The sequence below is a fragment of the Nocardioides sp. CCNWLW239 genome, assembly GCF_037137035.1.
Lineage (GTDB): Bacteria > Actinomycetota > Actinomycetes > Propionibacteriales > Nocardioidaceae > Nocardioides.
In genome coordinates this window covers 829394-846513 of the sequence record NZ_JBBBNW010000001.1, presented here as the reverse complement: position 1 = coordinate 846513, position 17120 = coordinate 829394, and the positions used below count along the sequence as shown (strand labels likewise).

At 69.6% G+C, this 17120-nt stretch carries 12 protein-coding genes; 9 read left to right on the top strand and 3 right to left on the bottom strand.

Annotated elements, in window-relative coordinates:
* The first annotated feature begins 182 nt into the window (after positions 1-182).
* From WBG06_RS04090 to WBG06_RS04075, 4 genes are read left to right on the top strand one after another with little or no spacing between them, the layout of a single operon-like run.
* Positions 183-6506 carry an Ig-like domain-containing protein gene (locus tag WBG06_RS04090; protein ID WP_336735235.1) on the top strand — a complete coding sequence of 2108 codons (6324 nt, stop codon included), beginning with the start codon at positions 183-185 and terminating at the stop codon, positions 6504-6506.
* A 13-nt stretch (positions 6507-6519) separates the two neighbouring features.
* Positions 6520-7488, top strand: coding sequence for an AAA family ATPase (locus WBG06_RS04085; RefSeq protein WP_336735234.1), 969 nt, complete (start codon positions 6520-6522; stop codon positions 7486-7488).
* A gap of 1 nt (position 7489) precedes the next feature.
* Complete coding sequence (locus WBG06_RS04080) at positions 7490-8761, top strand: DUF58 domain-containing protein (protein ID WP_336735233.1); 1272 nt, start codon at positions 7490-7492, stop codon at positions 8759-8761.
* Positions 8758-11001: a DUF3488 and transglutaminase-like domain-containing protein gene (locus tag WBG06_RS04075; protein WP_336735231.1), complete on the top strand. Its 2244-nt coding sequence runs from the start codon at positions 8758-8760 to the stop codon at positions 10999-11001. Before WBG06_RS04080 ends, WBG06_RS04075 begins: the two co-directional genes overlap by 4 nt.
* Before the next feature lies 1 nt (position 11002).
* Here the strand turns inward: WBG06_RS04075 and WBG06_RS04070 are convergent, their stop codons facing one another.
* Both WBG06_RS04070 and WBG06_RS04065 read right to left on the bottom strand, forming a co-directional pair.
* Positions 11003-11368 carry a PPOX class F420-dependent oxidoreductase gene (locus WBG06_RS04070; protein ID WP_336735230.1) on the bottom strand — a complete coding sequence of 122 codons (366 nt, stop codon included), beginning with the start codon at positions 11366-11368 and terminating at the stop codon, positions 11003-11005.
* 33 nt (positions 11369-11401) lie between these two features.
* Positions 11402-12907: an FAD-dependent oxidoreductase gene (locus WBG06_RS04065; protein ID WP_336735229.1), complete on the bottom strand. Its 1506-nt coding sequence runs from the start codon at positions 12905-12907 to the stop codon at positions 11402-11404.
* 107 nt (positions 12908-13014) lie between these two features.
* Between WBG06_RS04065 and WBG06_RS04060 the strand changes: the two genes are divergently transcribed.
* The 4 genes from WBG06_RS04060 to WBG06_RS04045 all read left to right on the top strand — a co-directional run bounded on the left by WBG06_RS04060 (position 13015) and on the right by WBG06_RS04045 (position 14726).
* Positions 13015-13566, top strand: a complete 552-nt coding sequence (locus WBG06_RS04060; RefSeq protein WP_336735228.1) for a DinB family protein — start codon at positions 13015-13017, stop codon at positions 13564-13566.
* 1 nt (position 13567) lies between these two features.
* Positions 13568-13969: a VOC family protein gene (locus WBG06_RS04055; protein ID WP_336735227.1), complete on the top strand. Its 402-nt coding sequence runs from the start codon at positions 13568-13570 to the stop codon at positions 13967-13969.
* Positions 13970-14037: 68 nt separating this feature from the next.
* Positions 14038-14307 (top strand): type II toxin-antitoxin system Phd/YefM family antitoxin, encoded by a 270-nt coding sequence (locus WBG06_RS04050; RefSeq protein ID WP_336735226.1) that lies wholly within the window; start codon positions 14038-14040, stop codon positions 14305-14307.
* Positions 14307-14726, top strand: a complete 420-nt coding sequence (locus WBG06_RS04045) for a type II toxin-antitoxin system VapC family toxin (RefSeq protein WP_336735225.1) — start codon at positions 14307-14309, stop codon at positions 14724-14726. Before WBG06_RS04050 ends, WBG06_RS04045 begins: the two co-directional genes overlap by 1 nt.
* On the opposite strand, the gene WBG06_RS04040 is transcribed toward WBG06_RS04045, so the two are convergent.
* A complete protein-coding gene (locus WBG06_RS04040) occupies positions 14707-15888 on the bottom strand; it encodes a PucR family transcriptional regulator (protein ID WP_336735224.1) in 1182 nt (393 codons plus the stop codon). The genes WBG06_RS04045 and WBG06_RS04040 overlap by 20 nt on opposite strands.
* A 71-nt stretch (positions 15889-15959) precedes the next feature.
* On the opposite strand from WBG06_RS04040, the gene WBG06_RS04035 reads away from it, so the two are divergent.
* A complete protein-coding gene (locus WBG06_RS04035; protein ID WP_336735223.1) occupies positions 15960-17111 on the top strand; it encodes a ferredoxin reductase in 1152 nt (383 codons plus the stop codon).
* Positions 17112-17120 lie beyond the last annotated feature (9 nt).

The following is a 17120-nucleotide window of genomic DNA, read 5'->3' as shown; positions in this document are numbered from 1 at the left end:
CGAAATGGTGGTGCTGGAAGCGGACACTTTAGAACATCCCGTACGGTGTCGGTGAGCCAGTTCACTGAGCCGTGTGCCACGTTTGGCTCATTCGTGTGGCTTCAACCCCGATGCGTGTTTAGAGTAAGCCCGGTTTTTGCGTCGGCTGGCCGTTTGCATGGAAGGACTTGGGGAGAGTCTTGGTGGCACGTTTCGGGATGGCACCCGGCTGGATTCGGCGTCATCGGACCTCGATCGCTTCCTGGGCAGCGCTCGCCGTGGTCGCGAGCGGTCTGACCGTCTACGCGATCCAGTCGACGGGCTACCCCGTGCACAAGGCCGACCTCGACGACGGTGGCATCTGGGTGACCAACCAGTCCTGGGGCACCCTGGGCCGGCAGAACCGCCCGGTGGCTCAGCTCGACGGTGTCGTCTGGGCGGGCAACGAGACCGGCTCCAGGTCCGAGCGCGCCGGGCTCGACGTGGTGCAGAACGGCATCGCCGTGGCCTCCGTCGACCGCGACGCCCGCACGGTCACGCCGGTCAACACCAAGCTCGCCGAAGGTCTCGACGACGATGCGGTGACGGTCAAGGACAGCCGGGTGGTGATGGGCGGCACCACGATCGGCGTCGCCGAGCAGAAGACCGGGAAGGTCTGGCTGACCTCGGTCGACCCGACCACCGGTGTCGGTGACCTCTCCGACCTCTCCGGCTCGACGAAGCCCACCGAGACGGTCGGCGCGGACGCAGTGCTCACCATCGGCACCGACGGGACCGCGTACGCCGTCTCGGCCGCCAAACGGACGCTGACCGCCTTCGCGCCGGAGGGCGACGGGTTCGCGGACCCGGAGGAGACCAAGCTCCCGAAGGCCCCCGAATACGCGGAGACCCCCACCTCGGCGACCGCCGTCGGCGACGAGGTCATCACCCTCGACGAGACCGGCTGGCTGCTCGGCGCCTCCCGGGGGTCCGATGTGGCCGTGGACTTCGGTGACACCGCGGAGAGTGCCGTCCTCCAGCAGCCCTCCGTCAAGGCGAAAGAGGTGCTCGTCGGCGACGCGACCGGCCTCAAGTCGGTCAGGTTGAGCAACGGCGAGATCCGCCACGTCGCCGAGTCGGCCGGCGACCCGGCGGCCCCGGTCCGGCTCGGCGACTGCATCTTCGGCGCCTGGGCCAACGGCTCGACCGGCTCGGTGGTGACCCAGTGCGGGGAAGGCGAACCCGTCCTGGGCGAGATCCCGACGCTCGGTCCCGCCGCCGAGCTGGAGTTCCGGATCAACCGTGGCCAGCTGGTCCTCAACGACCTGCGCAACGGTGACGTCTGGGAGATCGACGGCGCCGACATCAAGAAGATCTCCAACTGGGAAGCCTTCCAGCCGCAGACCCAGAAGCAGAACCAGAAGAAGGACAAGCAGCAACAGCAGACCAAGGCCGCCCAGGCACCGAAGGCCGAGGACGACCAGCTCGGGGCCCGGGCCGGGCGCACCACGGTGCTGCACGTCCTGGACAACGACTCCTCCGCGAAGGAGTCGATCCTGAGCGTGGTCTCGGTCGGCAAGGCCTCCGTCAAGGGCGTCGAGGCCACCATCGCCCCCGACCGGCAGTCGATCCTGGTCACCACACCGGAGGCGGCCGCGGGCAAGAAGACGAGCTTCAAATACACCGTCGACGACGGGCTGAAGGGCAAGGCCGGCCAGGACGACGCCAGCGTCGAGCTCAAGATCCAGGGTTCGGAGGGCACCGGCAAGCCGACCCTGCGTGAGCACTACACGCCGACCGACTACACCGTCGCGGCCGGCGGCACGGTGGAGATCCCGGTGGTCGGCGACTGGCGCGACGAGCGCTACGGCGACCCGATCACCGCGCAGTCGCCGTCCGCGTCCAAGGGCAAGGCGAGCGTGACCCCGGACGGGCTGCTGCGCTACACCGCCGCCCCGGACGCATCGGGCAACGAGAGCCTCGGCTACCAGGTCAGCACCGGCGGCAAGACGTCGAAGGACAAGGTACGCATCAACATCGTCGCCGGCGCCAACACCGCGTCCCCGGAGCCGAAGGACGACGTCGCCGAAGGCACCCAGGGTTCGTGGGTGACGATCCGTCCGCTCGACAACGACATCCCCGGGGCCGACCCGTCCAACCTCGACGCGGCTCTCACCCTCGCCGGCGACGTACCGCCCAAGGGCGGCCTCGAGGTGAGCACCGACCGCGAGACCGGGGTGGTGCGGGCGAGGGGAAGCTCCCCGGGCACCTACCAGCTCAGCTACAGCGCCGGGTTCGGTGCGGCGAAGCCGGCCTCGGCGAAGATCCGGGTCGACGTCAAACCGGCCTCCCAGGCGGCGGACGAGCCGATCGCGACCCCGGACACGACCGCCGTGCTCGGCACCTCCACCCGCACCCTCGACGTACTCGCCAACGACTACGACTCCCAGGGCCGGCTCCTCGCCGTGACCCATGCCGAGCCGGTCGGCGACAGCGACCTGACGGTCGCGGTGCTCGACGGACGCTGGCTGCGGATCCAGGCGGCCAAACCCGACATCGCCCCGTCCACCCAGGCGATCCGCTACACGATCAGCAACGGTGCCGCCGAGGCCGAGGGGTCGGTGACGGTGAGCCAGCGCCCGGCGCTGCGCGGTGCCGAGAACGCCCCCGAGGCGGTCGACGACGAGGCGACGGTGCGCGCCGCCGACTCCGTCTCCATCCCGGTGCTCGACAACGACTCGACCCCATCGGGTGACCCGGTCGGTCTGGTCGTCGACCAGACCATCGAGACCAAGGGCCAGCTGCAGGTGCTGGGTCAGCCGACCGTCGGCGAGGCCTACATCGACGGCAACCGGGTCCGCTACGTCGCCCCCGACGAGGTGAAGGGGCCGGTCGACGTCGACATCCGCTACGTCGTGCAGAACACCGGTGACCCCTCCGCGGAGCACTCCTCGGGCAACATCCGCGTCCACGTCAAGCCGCTGCCGAAGAAGAAGGCCGACAACTCCGCCCCCGCACCGAAGGCGCTGGAGTCGCGCGTGGTCCAGGGCGACGAGGTCACGCTGCGCCTGCCCACGGTCGGCACCGACCCCGACGGCGACTCGGTCTCGGTGACCCGGATCAACAGTGCGCCCTCCTACGGCCGGGTGCTGGCCCACGGCGCCAACACGATCACCTATCAGGCCTTCCCCAACGCCGCCGGCACCGACGAGTTCACCTACGAGGTCAGCGACCCGTTCGGGGCGGTCGCGACCGGCACCGTACGCATCGCCGTGGTCGCGCCGGGGGCTCCTCAGCGCCCGGTCGCCGTCGACGACCTGGTCACGCTCGACCCCTCCAAGAAGCTGACCTACGACGTGCTCGCCAACGACCTGCGTACGCCGGGCACGGAGCTGCACCTCGCGGCGACCGACGCGACCGAGGGGACCAACGTCAAGCAGCGTTCCGACGGGATCGTCACGGTCCAGGGTGGCTCCGACGAGCCGTTCCAGCACGTGCCCTACCGCGCCACCACCGGTCTGCACGAGGACACCGGTGAGCTCGCGATCCGCTATCAGGAGGGCTACGACAACCCGCCGATGGCCGGCATCGTGGTCGCCAACCCGGAGGGGGACTCGTCGACCACGACGGTCGACGTGATGACCAAGGTGAGCGACATCGACGACTCCCTCGAGGACATCACTGTCGACGCGGTGAAGGGCCCTTCGGTCGGCGAGGACGAGGCGAAGCCGAAGATCGAGGACGGCAAGGTGACCCTGCCGGTCGGCGACACCACCCGGGTGTGGACCTACCGGGTCACCGACCCCGACGGTGCCCAGGCGGTCGGTTCGATCTACGTCCCGGCACGACCGAAGGACGCCCCCTATCTGAAGCCGGGCTCCGAGCTCCAGCTGAACCCGGGCGAGACCAAGAACGTCGACATCACCGACTACGTCGAGGACCCCGAGGGCGACCCGGTCGTGCTGACCACGACCGACAAGATCGTGGCCGCCCCCGAGGGCATGCTCAACACCGGCGACACCACCGCGACGACCGTGCAGGTCACCGCCGGTGAGACCAAGGGCCCCGCGACGCTGACCTTCGAGGTCGCCGACCGCGAGAAGATCACCTCCGCGGACGCGCATCTCTCGGTGATCTCCCTGCCGGTCCAGGTCGGCAAGGAAGAGCCCGAGATCAACTGTCCGAGCACCCCGGTCGAGGTTCCCGAGAGCGGCGACGGCGCGCTGGTCGACATCGCCGCCATCTGCCACGTGTGGACCGCCGACCCGGGCGACGCCGACGACCTCGACTTCACCGCCGAGATCGGCGACGGGCTCGACGGGGTCGAGGCCAAGCCGGAGGCCGGCGGGCTGAGGCTCACCGCGGAGCACGCCGACGCCGGCGCCCAGGGCGCCCTCGAGATCGGCATCAAGGGCACCGACGCGACCGGCCAGCTCCTGGTCAGCGTCATCGCTCTGCCGCCGCCCTCGCTCTCCCCGATCAAGCCGTTGCAGACCGAGGCCGGGAAGACGGTGTCGATCGACATCGCCGACTACCTGCAGACCCCGGTGCCGTCGGGATCGCAGGAGATCGTGGTCACCAAGCTCAACCCGATCGACGGTGACTCGCCCGACATGGGCAAGGTCAGCGGGTCGAAGATCACCTTCAACACCCCCGAAGAGGGCCACGGTCACTACCGCTACCCGATCGAGGTCAGCGACTCCGGCAAGGACTCCAAGCGGGTCAAGGCCACCGGCGTGATCGAGGTGGACGTCATCGACGTCCCCGGCGCGCCGACGGGGCTGCGTACGACCTCCGACTTCCTCTCCAACGTGGTCGCGCTGTCGTGGAACGCACCGAAGGACAACGGTGACGACCCGATCCAGCGCTACGAGGTGGAGGCCAACGGCGATCACGTCCAGGACTGTCCGTCGACCTCGTGCCGGATCACCGGGCTGAAGAACGGCGTCGTCTACGACTTCCGGGTCCGGGCCGTGAACTCTGTCGGACCGAGCCGGGAGTGGAGCAACTCCGCCGAGGGCGAGCCCGACGCCTACACCGGTCCGGTGCAGAACCTGCGGGTCACCCGCCAGCGCGACCACCGCGTCGAGCTGAGCTGGGCGCCGCCGGCCGAGTGCGACTGCTCGGCCGTGCAGAAATACCGGATCAGCTGGCCGGGCGGCGGCATCAAGGACATCTCCGCAGGTCAGACGACCTATCCGGCGGCGGTCAGCTCCAACGGTGACCCGGTGCAGTTCACCGTCGTGCCGCTCAACGACAAGGGTGTCAAGACCAACAAGGGCCCGTCCGCGACGGTTGAGGGGATGGGTGCCGGCAAGCCGGACACCCCGGCGACGCCGACCTTCGAGTTCGCCAACACAGCCAACAACTCAGGCAAGACGGTGAACGTCTCGTGGAGCCCGGTCGCGCCCAACGGTCCCGCCCCGGTCACCTACGAGGTGCGCCGCACGGGTGGCTCCGGCGAGAAGATCGTCTGCTCCTGGGTGCCCGAGACGAGCTGCCGTGACGACGTCCCCAACGACGGCACGATCTACACCTACTCCGTCCGGGCTCGCAACGCGGAGGCGACCTCGCCGCGCGAGACGGGATCGGGCGGCTCGCCGGACACGCACGTCTCCGGCTACTCCGCCGGCGGCAAGGTCGAGGCGGCAGCGACGCCGGACGCGGTCTCCTTCGCCAGCGCGACCCCGACCGGGGCCAACGGCCAGGCGAAGATCGTCTTCACTCCCCGCGCCTCGCACGGCAAGACCAACCGTGTCGAGTGCACGCGCGCCGGATCCTCCTGCGGGTCGTGGACCTACCCGCCCGAGGGCGCCGGTGAGCAGACCAAGACGATCTCGGGATTCACCAACGGCAGCTCGACCCAGGTGCAGCTGCGCGCCTGCAACGACTCCTCCGGTGGCGCCGGTGCCGGGGAATCGTGCGGTCCGTGGTCGTCGAAGAACGTGACCACCTACGGCCCGCTCGGCACGCCGACCATCTCGGCGTCCGCGGTCGATGGCACCAGGAAGGTCAACTGGAGCATCAGCTACGACCCCAACGGCAACGCCGCCCGGGTCGTGGTCAAGCGTGGTGGCTCGGTGCTGGCTGACTTCGACACCAGCACAGGCAAGGGCACCCGCTCGGGCACCGATACCGCGCCCGATTGGAACACGTCGTACACCTACACGGTTGAGATCAGCGACAGCTCCCCGTCGCGGGCGCGCAAGTCGGACAGCGTCAGCGTCCGCACATCCAACCCACCGCCTCCGAAGATCACCGACGTCACCAAGGGCACCTCCTGCTCAGGCGCCAGCTGCCCCGATCCCACTCAGGCCTGCGTCGGCACCTGCTGGCATCCGCGGGTCCACATCACTGACGCTCGGGAGCGCACTTGGGAGTGCAACGGGAGCGGCACCACCTCGCGCTGGAATGTATCCACCAACGGCGGCTCCGGCTCGGGCGAGGGCGGATCGTGGTATGGCACCAACACGGAGTTCACGATCACCTGCACCACAGATGAGGCGCCCCGAGATTCCATCCGATACACCCAAGAGTGGCGCAACTAGAGATGAGAAATCGATGACTGTCACCACTGAGCAGGCCCGTTGGTTCCACGACACCTTCGAGAAGTTGTGCGACAACGTCGAGAAGGCTGTGCTGGGCAAGCGCAACGTGATCCGCCTGGTGCTGACCGCGCTGCTCTCCGAGGGCCACCTGCTGCTCGAGGACTACCCCGGGACCGGCAAGACCCAGCTGGCTCGCGCGCTGGCCAACACGGTCCAGGGCTCGCACGCCCGCATCCAGTTCACGCCCGACCTCCTCCCGAGCGACGTCACCGGTGTCACGGTCTACGACCAGGGCAAGGGCACGTTCGAGTTCCACCCGGGGCCGATCTTCCACTCGATCGTGCTGGCTGACGAGATCAACCGGGCCTCCCCGAAGACGCAGTCGGCGCTCCTCGAGGTCATGGAGGAAGGTCGCGTGACCGTCGACGGCGCCACCCGCGAGGTCGGCCGCCCGTTCATGGTGATCGCGACCCAGAACCCGATCGAGCAGGCCGGCACCTACCGGCTGCCCGAGGCGCAGCTGGACCGCTTCCTGATGAAGACGTCGGTCGGCTACCCGGACCGCAACGCCACCGTCGAGCTGCTGATGAACTCCTCGGTCCGCGACCGGGCCACGCTGGTCACGCCGATCATCACCGCGCCGACGGTCACCCAGATGGCCGAGATGGCCGATCAGGTCTACATCGACCAGGCGATCGTCGCCTACGTCTCCGCGCTGGTCGACGAGTCGCGCCGCCACAAGCACGTACGCCTCGGCGCCTCCATGCGTGGCTGCCTCGCCCTGGTGCGCACCGCCAAGGTGTGGGCGCTCTCGGAGGGTCGCTCGCAGGTGCTTCCCGATGACATCAAGGCGCTCGCCGAGCCGGTGCTCTGCCACCGCCTGATCCTCGACCCGGAGGCGATGTTCAACGGCGTCACCGTCGAGGACGTCATCGGCGACCTGCTCACCTCGGTCCCTGCTCCCACCGAGCGTGTCGCCTGAGATGAGCAGGATCAGTGTCCGCAACCTCGTTGCTGACCTGCGGAATCGGCTCGCCCCGGTAGCCTCCGGGGCGGGCTCGGCCTACTCGTTCGTCGCCGACCGGGTCCGTCCGTGGTTCGGCACCGTGACCTCGATCGGCTGGGGAGTGCTCCTCCTCGGCGCGCTGGCCTGGGTCGCCGCGACGGCGCTCGGCTGGATCGAGGCGGCCGTGGTGGCGATGGCGGCGTTCTTCCTGGTGATCGGCGCCGCCTTCTTCATGATTGGGCGCACCCGGCTCGCGGTGGCGACGGTGGTCGAGCCGCCGCGTGTCGCCGTCGGCCAGGCGCTGACCGGCGAGCTGCGGGCCCGCAACGAGGCGCGCGGTCCGCTGGTCTCGACGAGCCTGGAGTTCCCGATCGGAGCGGGCGGGGTGACGTACGACCTGCCGATGCTGCTTCCCGGCGCCGAGCACACCGAGCTCTTCGTGGTGCCGACGCAGCGCCGCGGCGTGATCGACGTCGGGCCGGTCCGGACCGTACGCGGCGACCCGCTCGGCCTCTTCCGGCGCGTGCAGGAGTGGACGGACCGGACCGAGGTCTTCGTCCATCCGCGCACCACCCATCTGGAGCCGTTCGGGGTCGGCCTGGTCCGTGATCTCGAGGGCTCGACCGCCCAGAACACCTCGATGAGCGACCTGGCCTTTCACGCGCTGCGTGAGTACGTCCCCGGCGACGATCTGCGCCACATCCACTGGCGTTCCTCGGCCCGCCACGGGCAGCTGCTGGTGCGGCAGTTCCTCGACACCCGCCGCTCCCACATCGTCGTCATCGTGGACTCCTCGCCCTCCTCCTACGACTCCGAGGATGAATACGAGACCGCGATGTCGATCGCGGGCTCCCTGCTGCGTCGCGGGATCCTCGACGAGTTCGACGTCTCCTTCGCGACCGGCGACGTGCTGATGGTGCGGGCCACCGCGGCGAACGGCGGCGGCCGGTCCGCCCTTGACGCCTGCTCGCGGGCAACGCCGCAGCAGAGCAACCTGATCGAGATCACCGCCGAGGCCGCTCGGCAGGCGCCGGACGCGTCGCTGGTGATGCTGGTGACGGGGCGCTACCCCGAGTTCGTGACGCTGCAGCGCGCTGCCGGCCAGTTCTCGGTCGACGCGACCACGGTCGCCGTACGAGTCGACTCGTCGCAGCGCGCAGGGTTCAAGGCCATCGCCGACCTGCCGATGCTCACCCTGCCCGATCTGGACCAGCTCCCGATCGTGCTGTCGAAGGGGCTGTCCGGATGAAGATGACGAAGCACCACGCCGTCGACGCCCTCCTGCTCTTCCTGCTCGGCACCATCGCTTTTCTCGGCTTCGACGACACCTACGCCGGCTGGACCTACCTGCTCGCCGGAGTCGCCGGGCTGCTGCTCGGGATCCTCATCGCCTTCGTGGGCCGCGGCCAGCCGGTGGTCGTGCTGGCTGTCGGGCTCCTGGCCGCCTTCTTCGTGCTCGGCGGCGCGGTCGCGCTGCACGGGATCGGTGACCTCTCGTTCCTCCCGGTCCCCGACACCCTCGGCACCCTCGCCGACAACTCCGTGCACGGCTGGAAGCGGCTGCTGACCACGCTGCCGCCGGTCGACGGCGGTGCGCTGCTGACGATCCCCTACATCCTCGGCCTGGTCGCCGGCTGTCTCGGCTTCGCGCTGGCGGTGCGGATGAAGGCGGCGCTGCCGCCGGTGCTCGTCGCGCTCGCGCTGATGGCCGGGGTGATCCTGCTCGGGGTTCAGGACCCGTCCAAGACCGCCCTGCTCGGAGCGCTCTTCGGGGCCGTCGCGATCACCTGGCTCTGCATCCGCGGGCTGCGGGCCCGAGCCCTCGCCGCCGGTGGCCGTCGGCTCTCCCGGACCGCCATCGGGGCCGGGCTGTGCCTCGGCGCGGCCGGTATGGCCTTCCTCCTCGGGCCGCTCCTGCCGGGCCTCGCGCCCGAGCGGACGGTGCTGCGCGGCGAGATCGAGCCACCCTTCAACGTCGGGAAGTACCCCTCCCCGCTCGCCGGTTTCCGGGTCTACACCAAGGGTTACCAGACACCTGAGGACGACCGTCGGCTCTACGAGAAGGCCCTGTTCACGGTCTCGGGCCTGCCCGAGGGGACCCGGGTCCGGGTCGCCGCCATGGATTCGTACGACGGCACCGTCTGGCGTGCGGCCAACGACTCCGGCGAGACCGAAGGTCCCGACGACACGTTCCAGAAGATCAGCTCGACCCTGCGCAACCCGCTGGCCGACGGCAAGCAGGTGCGCGGGACGATCACGATCGGTGAGGACTTCGGCGGCGTCTGGGTGCCGCTGCCGACCGCGCTCACCCACATCACGTTCGACGGTCCCGACGCCGACTCGTTCCGCTACAACCTGGCGACGTCCACGGGTGTCCTCCCGTCGGCGCTGAAGCCCGGCGACTCCTACTCCTTCACCGCCTCGGTCACCGACGACAAGGTGACCGAGAAGAGCGAGGTGTGGTCCGGCGGTTCGCCGATCGGCGACGAGGCCGCGCAGTTCCAGGCGCTCGCCGCCGAGTACGCCGGCGGCGGTGACTCGCCGATCACCAACGCGCTGGCGGTGGCCTCGAAGCTGAAGGAGGAGGGCACCTACACCGACGGGGAGCCGCCCAACCAGCAATACCCGGCCGGCCACTCGCTCCGCCGCCTCGCCGACTTCACCGCCAAGGGTGGCCAGCTCGCCGGCAACGACGAGCAGTACGCCGCTCTGATGGCGATCCTCGCCAACCAGGTCGGCGTCCCGGCCCGGGTGGTTCTGGGGGCTGTCGTCGGCTCCGACGGTGTCGTCCAGGGCAAGGACATGCACGCCTGGGTCGAGCTGCGGATGTCGGACGGCTCCTGGGCGACGTTGGACTGGAACGAGTTCATGAACACCGAGAAGCCGCCCGAGCAGAACGCGCCGCAGCCCGAAGAGCTCGTCACCGGCAAGGTCGTCCCGCCGCCGGCACCGGTCCGCCCGCCCGCGACCTCCGGCGACCCGTTGGACGAGTCGGTGAACCAGAAGGCCAACGCGCGTCCCGACGGGTTCACCCTGCCCGGCTGGCTCGTCGCGGTCCTGACGTACGTCGGCATCCCGCTGCTGCTCATCGCGGCCGTGTGCGGCGCGATCATCGGCGCCAAGGTCTGGCGCCGACGGCGCCGACGGACCCGCGGCACACCCGTCGCCCGGCTGTCCGGTGGCTGGCGCGAGACCCTCGACTCCGCACGCGACTTCGGGGTCGGTGTTCCGGTCGGGGCCACCCGCCGGGAGCAGGCCTCAGTCCTCTCCGCGTCTCCGGGCATGGACGGTGCGCCGGGTCTGGCGCTGCTCACCGACACCACCATGTTCGGCGAGACCGGACCCGACGATGCCGAGGTCGCCGCGTTCTGGGAGCAGGTCGGCACGCTGCGCACCTCGCTCGCCGACTCGCGCACCAGGTGGCAGCGCATCCGGGCCGCCGTCAACCCGCTCTCGCTGGTGCCGCCGCGGCTGTTCCGGAAGCGCTGAGTCAGTCACCGAGTCCGTAGTCTCTGATCGAGTCCGCCGTGATCCGCAGGACCTCCCGCGAGGTCCCCGGCATCGGCGGGTCCACGTCCGTGAGCGCCTCGGCGGTGCCGCGGATCTCGATCATTCGTGGCTTCCACGGGTTGGTGGACTCGAGGTCGTCGACCACGAAGGCCACCTGGGCGTGCTTCTGGGCGTTCCGGAACTTCCGTGACCTGCCCATCTGATGACCGCCGATGACGATCCGGTGCTCGTCGTCGATGGTGAACCCCACGGGGTTGTTCTGCAGGCCGCCGTCAGGGGCGAGGGTCGCAAGCCTGCCCAGCGGTTGGGTGCGGAGATAGCGGAGCTGGGTGTCGGTGAACTTCATGGCACCAGCGTCGATGCTCATGTCGGCTTGAGGTCAAGCCGGATCCGGATCGTCGGCGTGGGGCCGTGTGAGCGGTCGGACGGCGGGCCCGTCCAGGACGGAGCCGTCCGGAGCGAACCGGGAGCCGTGGCAGGTGCAGTCCCAGCTGGTCTCGGCCTGGTTCCAGTGCAACGGACAGCCGAGATGGCTGCATCTGGCGTTGACGGTGTGCAGGGCGCCTGCCGGGTCGCGGTAGCCGCCGACGGTGTCTCCGTCGACGTCGACGAGGCCACCTTCGCCCGGCCGCAGCTCGGAGGCGGGACGGGCGTCGGGGTCGTGGCGGCGGCCCGCGACGAGCTCCTCGCCGACGTGCAGGTTGTCCTTGACGAGGCGGGCGACGGTCCGGGCGCCGCCGATGCGGGTGGCATCGAACAGCGACAACCAGGGGTTGTCGGTCCCGGCGAGAAGATCGGCCAGCATCATCGCGGCCGCCGTCCCGCTGTTCAGGCCCCACTTCTGGAAGCCGGTTGCCACCAGGACCAGCTTGCTCATCGGCGAGTGGCCGACGTAGGGCACCCGGTCGGGCGTGAGGTAGTCCTGGGCCGACCATCGGTAGTCGACCGCCTCGACGTCGAAGGTGGCGCGTACCCAGCTCTCGAGGTCGGCGTACATCGCCTCCGTCTCGGGTTCAGCACCGGTCTCGTGGCCGTTGCCGACCACGATCAGGCCGTTCGGCCCGGGGTCCAGCCACGGCCGGGTCGAGCGGCTGGGCGTGTCGATGCTGATCGCCATGCTGGCCGGCGCCTCGTCGTGCAGGCGGACCGCCAGCCCGTAGGCGCGGGACGGGCGGGCGCGTGCGAAGAACCCGCCGAGCAGGCCGGGCGGAAGCAGCGAGGCGACGACCACCTGGTGGGCGATCACGGTCGCGGTCGGCGTGGTGAGCTCGACGGTCCGGTCGCGCTGCTCGTCGATCGCGGTGACTCGGGACCCCTCGAAGATCCGACCGCCGGCCGCGGTGAACGCCTCGGCGAGACCGGCCACGTATCGGCCCGGGTGGAGGTGGATCTGGTCGTCGAACACGACCGCGGCCTCGATCTCGAAAGGTAGGTCGGTACGTTCGGCGAGCCGTGCCGGGAGCCCGAGCCGAGCAGCGGCCTCGACCTCGTCCTCGATCCGGGACCGTTGCTCGGGCAGCCGGGTGTAGGCCACCGCCGGGGCCCGGGTCAGGCCACACTCGATCCCCAGCTCGGAGGCGAGATCGGCGACCTGCTCGATCCCGGCTCTCATCGCGTCGGCGTAGCGGCGAGCGTCGTCGTCCCCGTGCCGCTTGACCAGGTCGGCGTAGATCAGTCCGTGCTGGGCGGTCACCTTGCCGGTCGTGTACCCGGTGGTGCCTCCGCCCACCGTGCGCGCCTCCAGCACGGCGACCCGCAGTCCACGTCGTTGCGCGAGGAGCGCGGTCGTCAGGCCGACGATGCCACCACCCACCACGGCGACATCGACGACGAGGTCCGTGTCCAAGGTGGCGTACGTCGGCCTCTCGACTGTGGCCAGCCACACGCTGTTTCGCTCCATCGGCCCGCCGGTACCCGTCTGCGGGGATCGCCATGCCGATGACTCGGCCAACCGGAAGGATGACGTCCGGAACCCGGCCTAGTGTCGAGCGCATGACGACCATCGACACCACCCAGCCGATCGAGATGAGCCCGGTCATGGACGAGACCGGGACGCTGCTGAGCACGCTCGACCGCATCCGGCGTACGTTCGCCTGGAAGTGTGGCGGGCTGACCGACGAGCAGCTGCGCCAGCGGCTCGAACCGTCCCGGATCACGCTCGGCTGGCTCCTCAAGCACCTCGCGTTCTGCGAGGACCATTACTTCACCGCGGTCCTCGCCGCGAGCGACTACCCGGACGTCTGGGCAGACTACGGGCCGGGTGAGGAGGGCTGGGACTGGAAGACCGAGCCCGAGGACACGGCCGAGGGTCTGATGGCGCTCTGGGAGGGTGCGGTCGCCCGGTCACGCCGATCGATCGCGGACGCTCTCGCCAAGGACGGGATGGACACGCTCGCGACCAACGCCGAGTGGGGTGTCGAGTCCAACCTGCGCCGCTACGTCGCCGACATGATCGAGGAGTACGCCCGCCACACCGGCCACGCCGACCTCATCCGCGAGTCCATCGACGGTCTGGTCGGCGAGGACCCGCGGGACGGCGAGTGACATGGCGGGGATCCGCGGTGTCACCGGATGGATCGGCGTCAACCTCGCGTGCACCGATCCGCCCGCTCTCGCCAGGTTCTACGCAGACCTGTTCGGCTGGGAGGTCACCAGCTCCGAGCCGACGTACGCCACGGTCCTGATCCGTGACCCCGCCGGCAACGGCACGCACAGCAACCTCGCCTTCGAGCTCGACCGCCGCTACCGGCGACCGGTCTGGCCGAGCGAGCCGGATGCTCAGCAGCAGATGGTCCATCTGGACATCGGTGTGACCGACCTGGCTGCGGCCGTCGAGGACGCCGTCGGTCTCGGTGCGATGCTCGCAGACTTCCAGCCCCAGGACGACGTAAGGGTCATGCTCGACCTCGACGGCCACCCTTTCTGCCTCTATCTCGATACGGCTTGAACGCCAGCGGGTCACAGCCCCCGATCGACCTCATAGAAAAGTTCTACGATCAAGGTTATTCTGAGTGCATGAGTGAAGTTCGCGTAGGTGAGTTGAACCAGCAAACCGGGCGGGTGCTGAGGCGAGTCCAAAATGGCGAGTCTCTGATCGTCACCGACCATGGCCGTCCGGTGGCGATGCTGGTTCCCGCGCCGACCAGCAAGTTCGATCGAATGGTCGCTCTGGGGCAGATTCGGCTGCCGAGGAAGAACGACTGGGGCCTGTTGGATATCGAGCCGGTCACTCGGTCGGAGGACTTGGACGAGGTTCTGGCTGAGCTTCGGGCGGACACGATCTGATGCTCGCGTACCTCGACACGTCGGCGGCGGCGAAGCTTCTTCTCGACGAGCCGGAGCGTTTGTCTCTGCATGACCACCTGCACGAGATGAGGGATCGTGGTGACCGACTGATCTCGTCAGATCTTCTTGATGTGGAGTTGGCGCGCGTCTGCGTTCGGCTGGGCATCGACCAGGCGTTGGCGGACCAGATTGTGGCGAGCGTGTCTCGAGTGGGGATTCTGCCGGAAGTGATCGAGGAAGCGAAGGAGATCAAGCAGGCGGTCACGTCGCTCGATGCCATCCACCTCGGCACCGCCCTGCTCCTCTCCGAGGAGGCCGAGGGAGATGAAGCGGTCGAGCAGGTCATCACGTACGACGACCAGATGGCGCGGGTCGCCGAAGAGCTCGGCTTCGAGGTGGTCAGCCCAGGGCGACCGTGAGGGCGAGCAGCATCGCGGGATCGTCGAGCCGATCGCCATACACGTCGCGCAGCTGCCCCATCCGGTAGCGGACCGTCTGCGGGTGGATGAAGAGCTCGGCGGCAACGTCCTCGCGCCGGCCTTGGTGGAGCAGCCATGAACGGAGCGTCTCGGTGAGCTTCTCGGCGGTGGCGGGGCGCAGGTCGGCCAGCGGAGCGAGGACCTGGGCGCGCAGGTCCTCGCGGGCGTCGGTGTCCGCCGACAGCACCAGCTCGACCAGGTGCTGCTCGGTGTCGGAGCCCAGGCCCGCGAGATGGACTCGTCGGGCGCGCTCGTAGGAGACCCGCGCCTCACGCCAGGGCTTGGCCGGCCCGGCGACGGCCCGGCGACCCTCGAGCGCCTTCATCAGCGCCCGCCGTCGACGACCGTGCGCGTCAGGGACCAGCAGCAGGGTGTGGTCGTCGAGATCGCGCAGGTCGTCGTGCTCGAGCGTGCCCTGGTTGACCTTGGCGAGGATGGTGCCGACCTGGGAGTTGGGCACGAGCACGGCGGTGAGCGTGCTCGGTGGGGTCCACTCGGCCCGCACTGCGGCGTCGTCGAGCTCTTCCGGGGTCGCCTCGGCGAGCAGCTTGCGGGCCAGCCGCTCGCGCAGCTGTCGCTGCACGCGTCCGGTGGTGGCGCGCTCGTCGGCGTGCCCGGCCGCCGAGGCCTCCGAGATCTCGTCGATCCAGGCGAAGACCAGCGCTGAGAACTCCACCAGCATCTCCGGGGCCATGCCGCCCTCGACCGCCTTGCTGGCGAGCTCCCGCCAGGCGACCCGCGCGCCGATGCGATAGGCGGCGAGCAGCGCCTCCATGGTCCGGCCGCTCCTGGCCTCTCCGCGCCCGAGGTCGTACGCGCCCTGGAGCGCCGGCGGTGTCGCGGCCGACACGTCGGCAGGCAGCCCGTCCCCGGAGGCGAGCGACAGGAAGCCGCCCAGCGCGATCCCCACGGCGGTCCGGATCGTCTCGCCCATGTGGCCCGAGAGCGCGTCCTGGTAGGGCGGCACCTCCGCGATGATCGCCGCGACCACGTCGTCGCCGACCTGGGGGAGCACCGCACGGATCGAGTCGACCACCTCGGGCGTCAGGTGGACGTCATAGGAAGAAAGTGAGGGGATCTCTCGGGAACTTTTGTTCGTCACGTATAAATCCGCCTATCAGATTCACGTCGCTGACACAGGAGTTTACCTCGTTTAAGTAGCACTATGGATGCATGGCAGAGATCTCTACGTCCCCCGCCCTGTTCGCCCCGGGCGAGGCCAGGCGACCCGCGCTGCGCGAGCGGTTCTCGCGCAAGGCGTGGGAGATCGCCGAGACGATCGCCACGCCGCTGGCACCGGCTGACTACCTGGACATGTTCATCCCGCTCCGACCCGGCGCTGACCTGCGCGGACGCGTCGTCAAGGTCACCCCGGAGACGGCCGACGCGGCCACCATCGAGATCAAGCCGGGTGCCGACTGGAAGGGCCACACCCCGGGGCAGTACGTCCGCGTGGGCGTCGACGTCGACGGCGTACGCCACTGGCGGGCCTACTCGCTGACCCACGGCCCCCGCAAGGACGGCCTCATCTCGATCACCGTCAAGGCCGTGCCCGACGGCAAGGTCTCCAGCCACCTGGTGCGCCGGCTGCGTCCCGGCAAGATCGTCCACCTCGAGCAGGCGGCCGGCGACTTCGTGCTCCCCAGCGACCTGCGCGGCCACAAGTTCCTGATGGTCACCGCCGGCTCCGGCGTGACCCCGGTCATCGGGATGCTGCGCAACCTCTTCCCGGTCACCGACGAGGGCGTCGTCGAGCACCAGCGCCTCGACGTGACGGTCGTCCACGTCGCCCCGAGCCGCCCCGACTCGATCTTCATCCGCAACCTCGAGACCCTCGCCGAGGCCGGCGCGATCCGCCTCGTCACCCGCTACACCGGGTCCGAGGGCCGCCTCGACGTCGACGCCCTCGCCGAGCTCGTCCCCGACCTGAAGGAGCGCACGGCGTACGCCTGTGGTCCCGCGGGTCTCCTCGACAACCTCCAGGCCTGGTACGACGCCGAGGACCTGCCGCTCCAGACCGAACAGTTCCGCCTGGCGACCGTCGTCACCAGCGAGGGTGGCACCGTCGCCTTCAAGGGCAAGACCGTCGACGCCGCCGGTGACAAGCCGATCCTCGACGTCGCCGAAGAGGCCGGCGTCCTGATGCCGAGCGGGTGCCGCATGGGCATCTGCTTCGGCTGCGTGCTCCCGATGAAGGAGGGCGCCGTCCGCGACCTCCGCAACGGCGAGCTCACCGTCGCCCGGCCGGGTGAGACCGGCCCCGAGGGCGTGCCCATCCAGACCTGCATCTCCGCCGCCGCCGGCGAGTGCGTCATCGACCACTGACCACCCCCC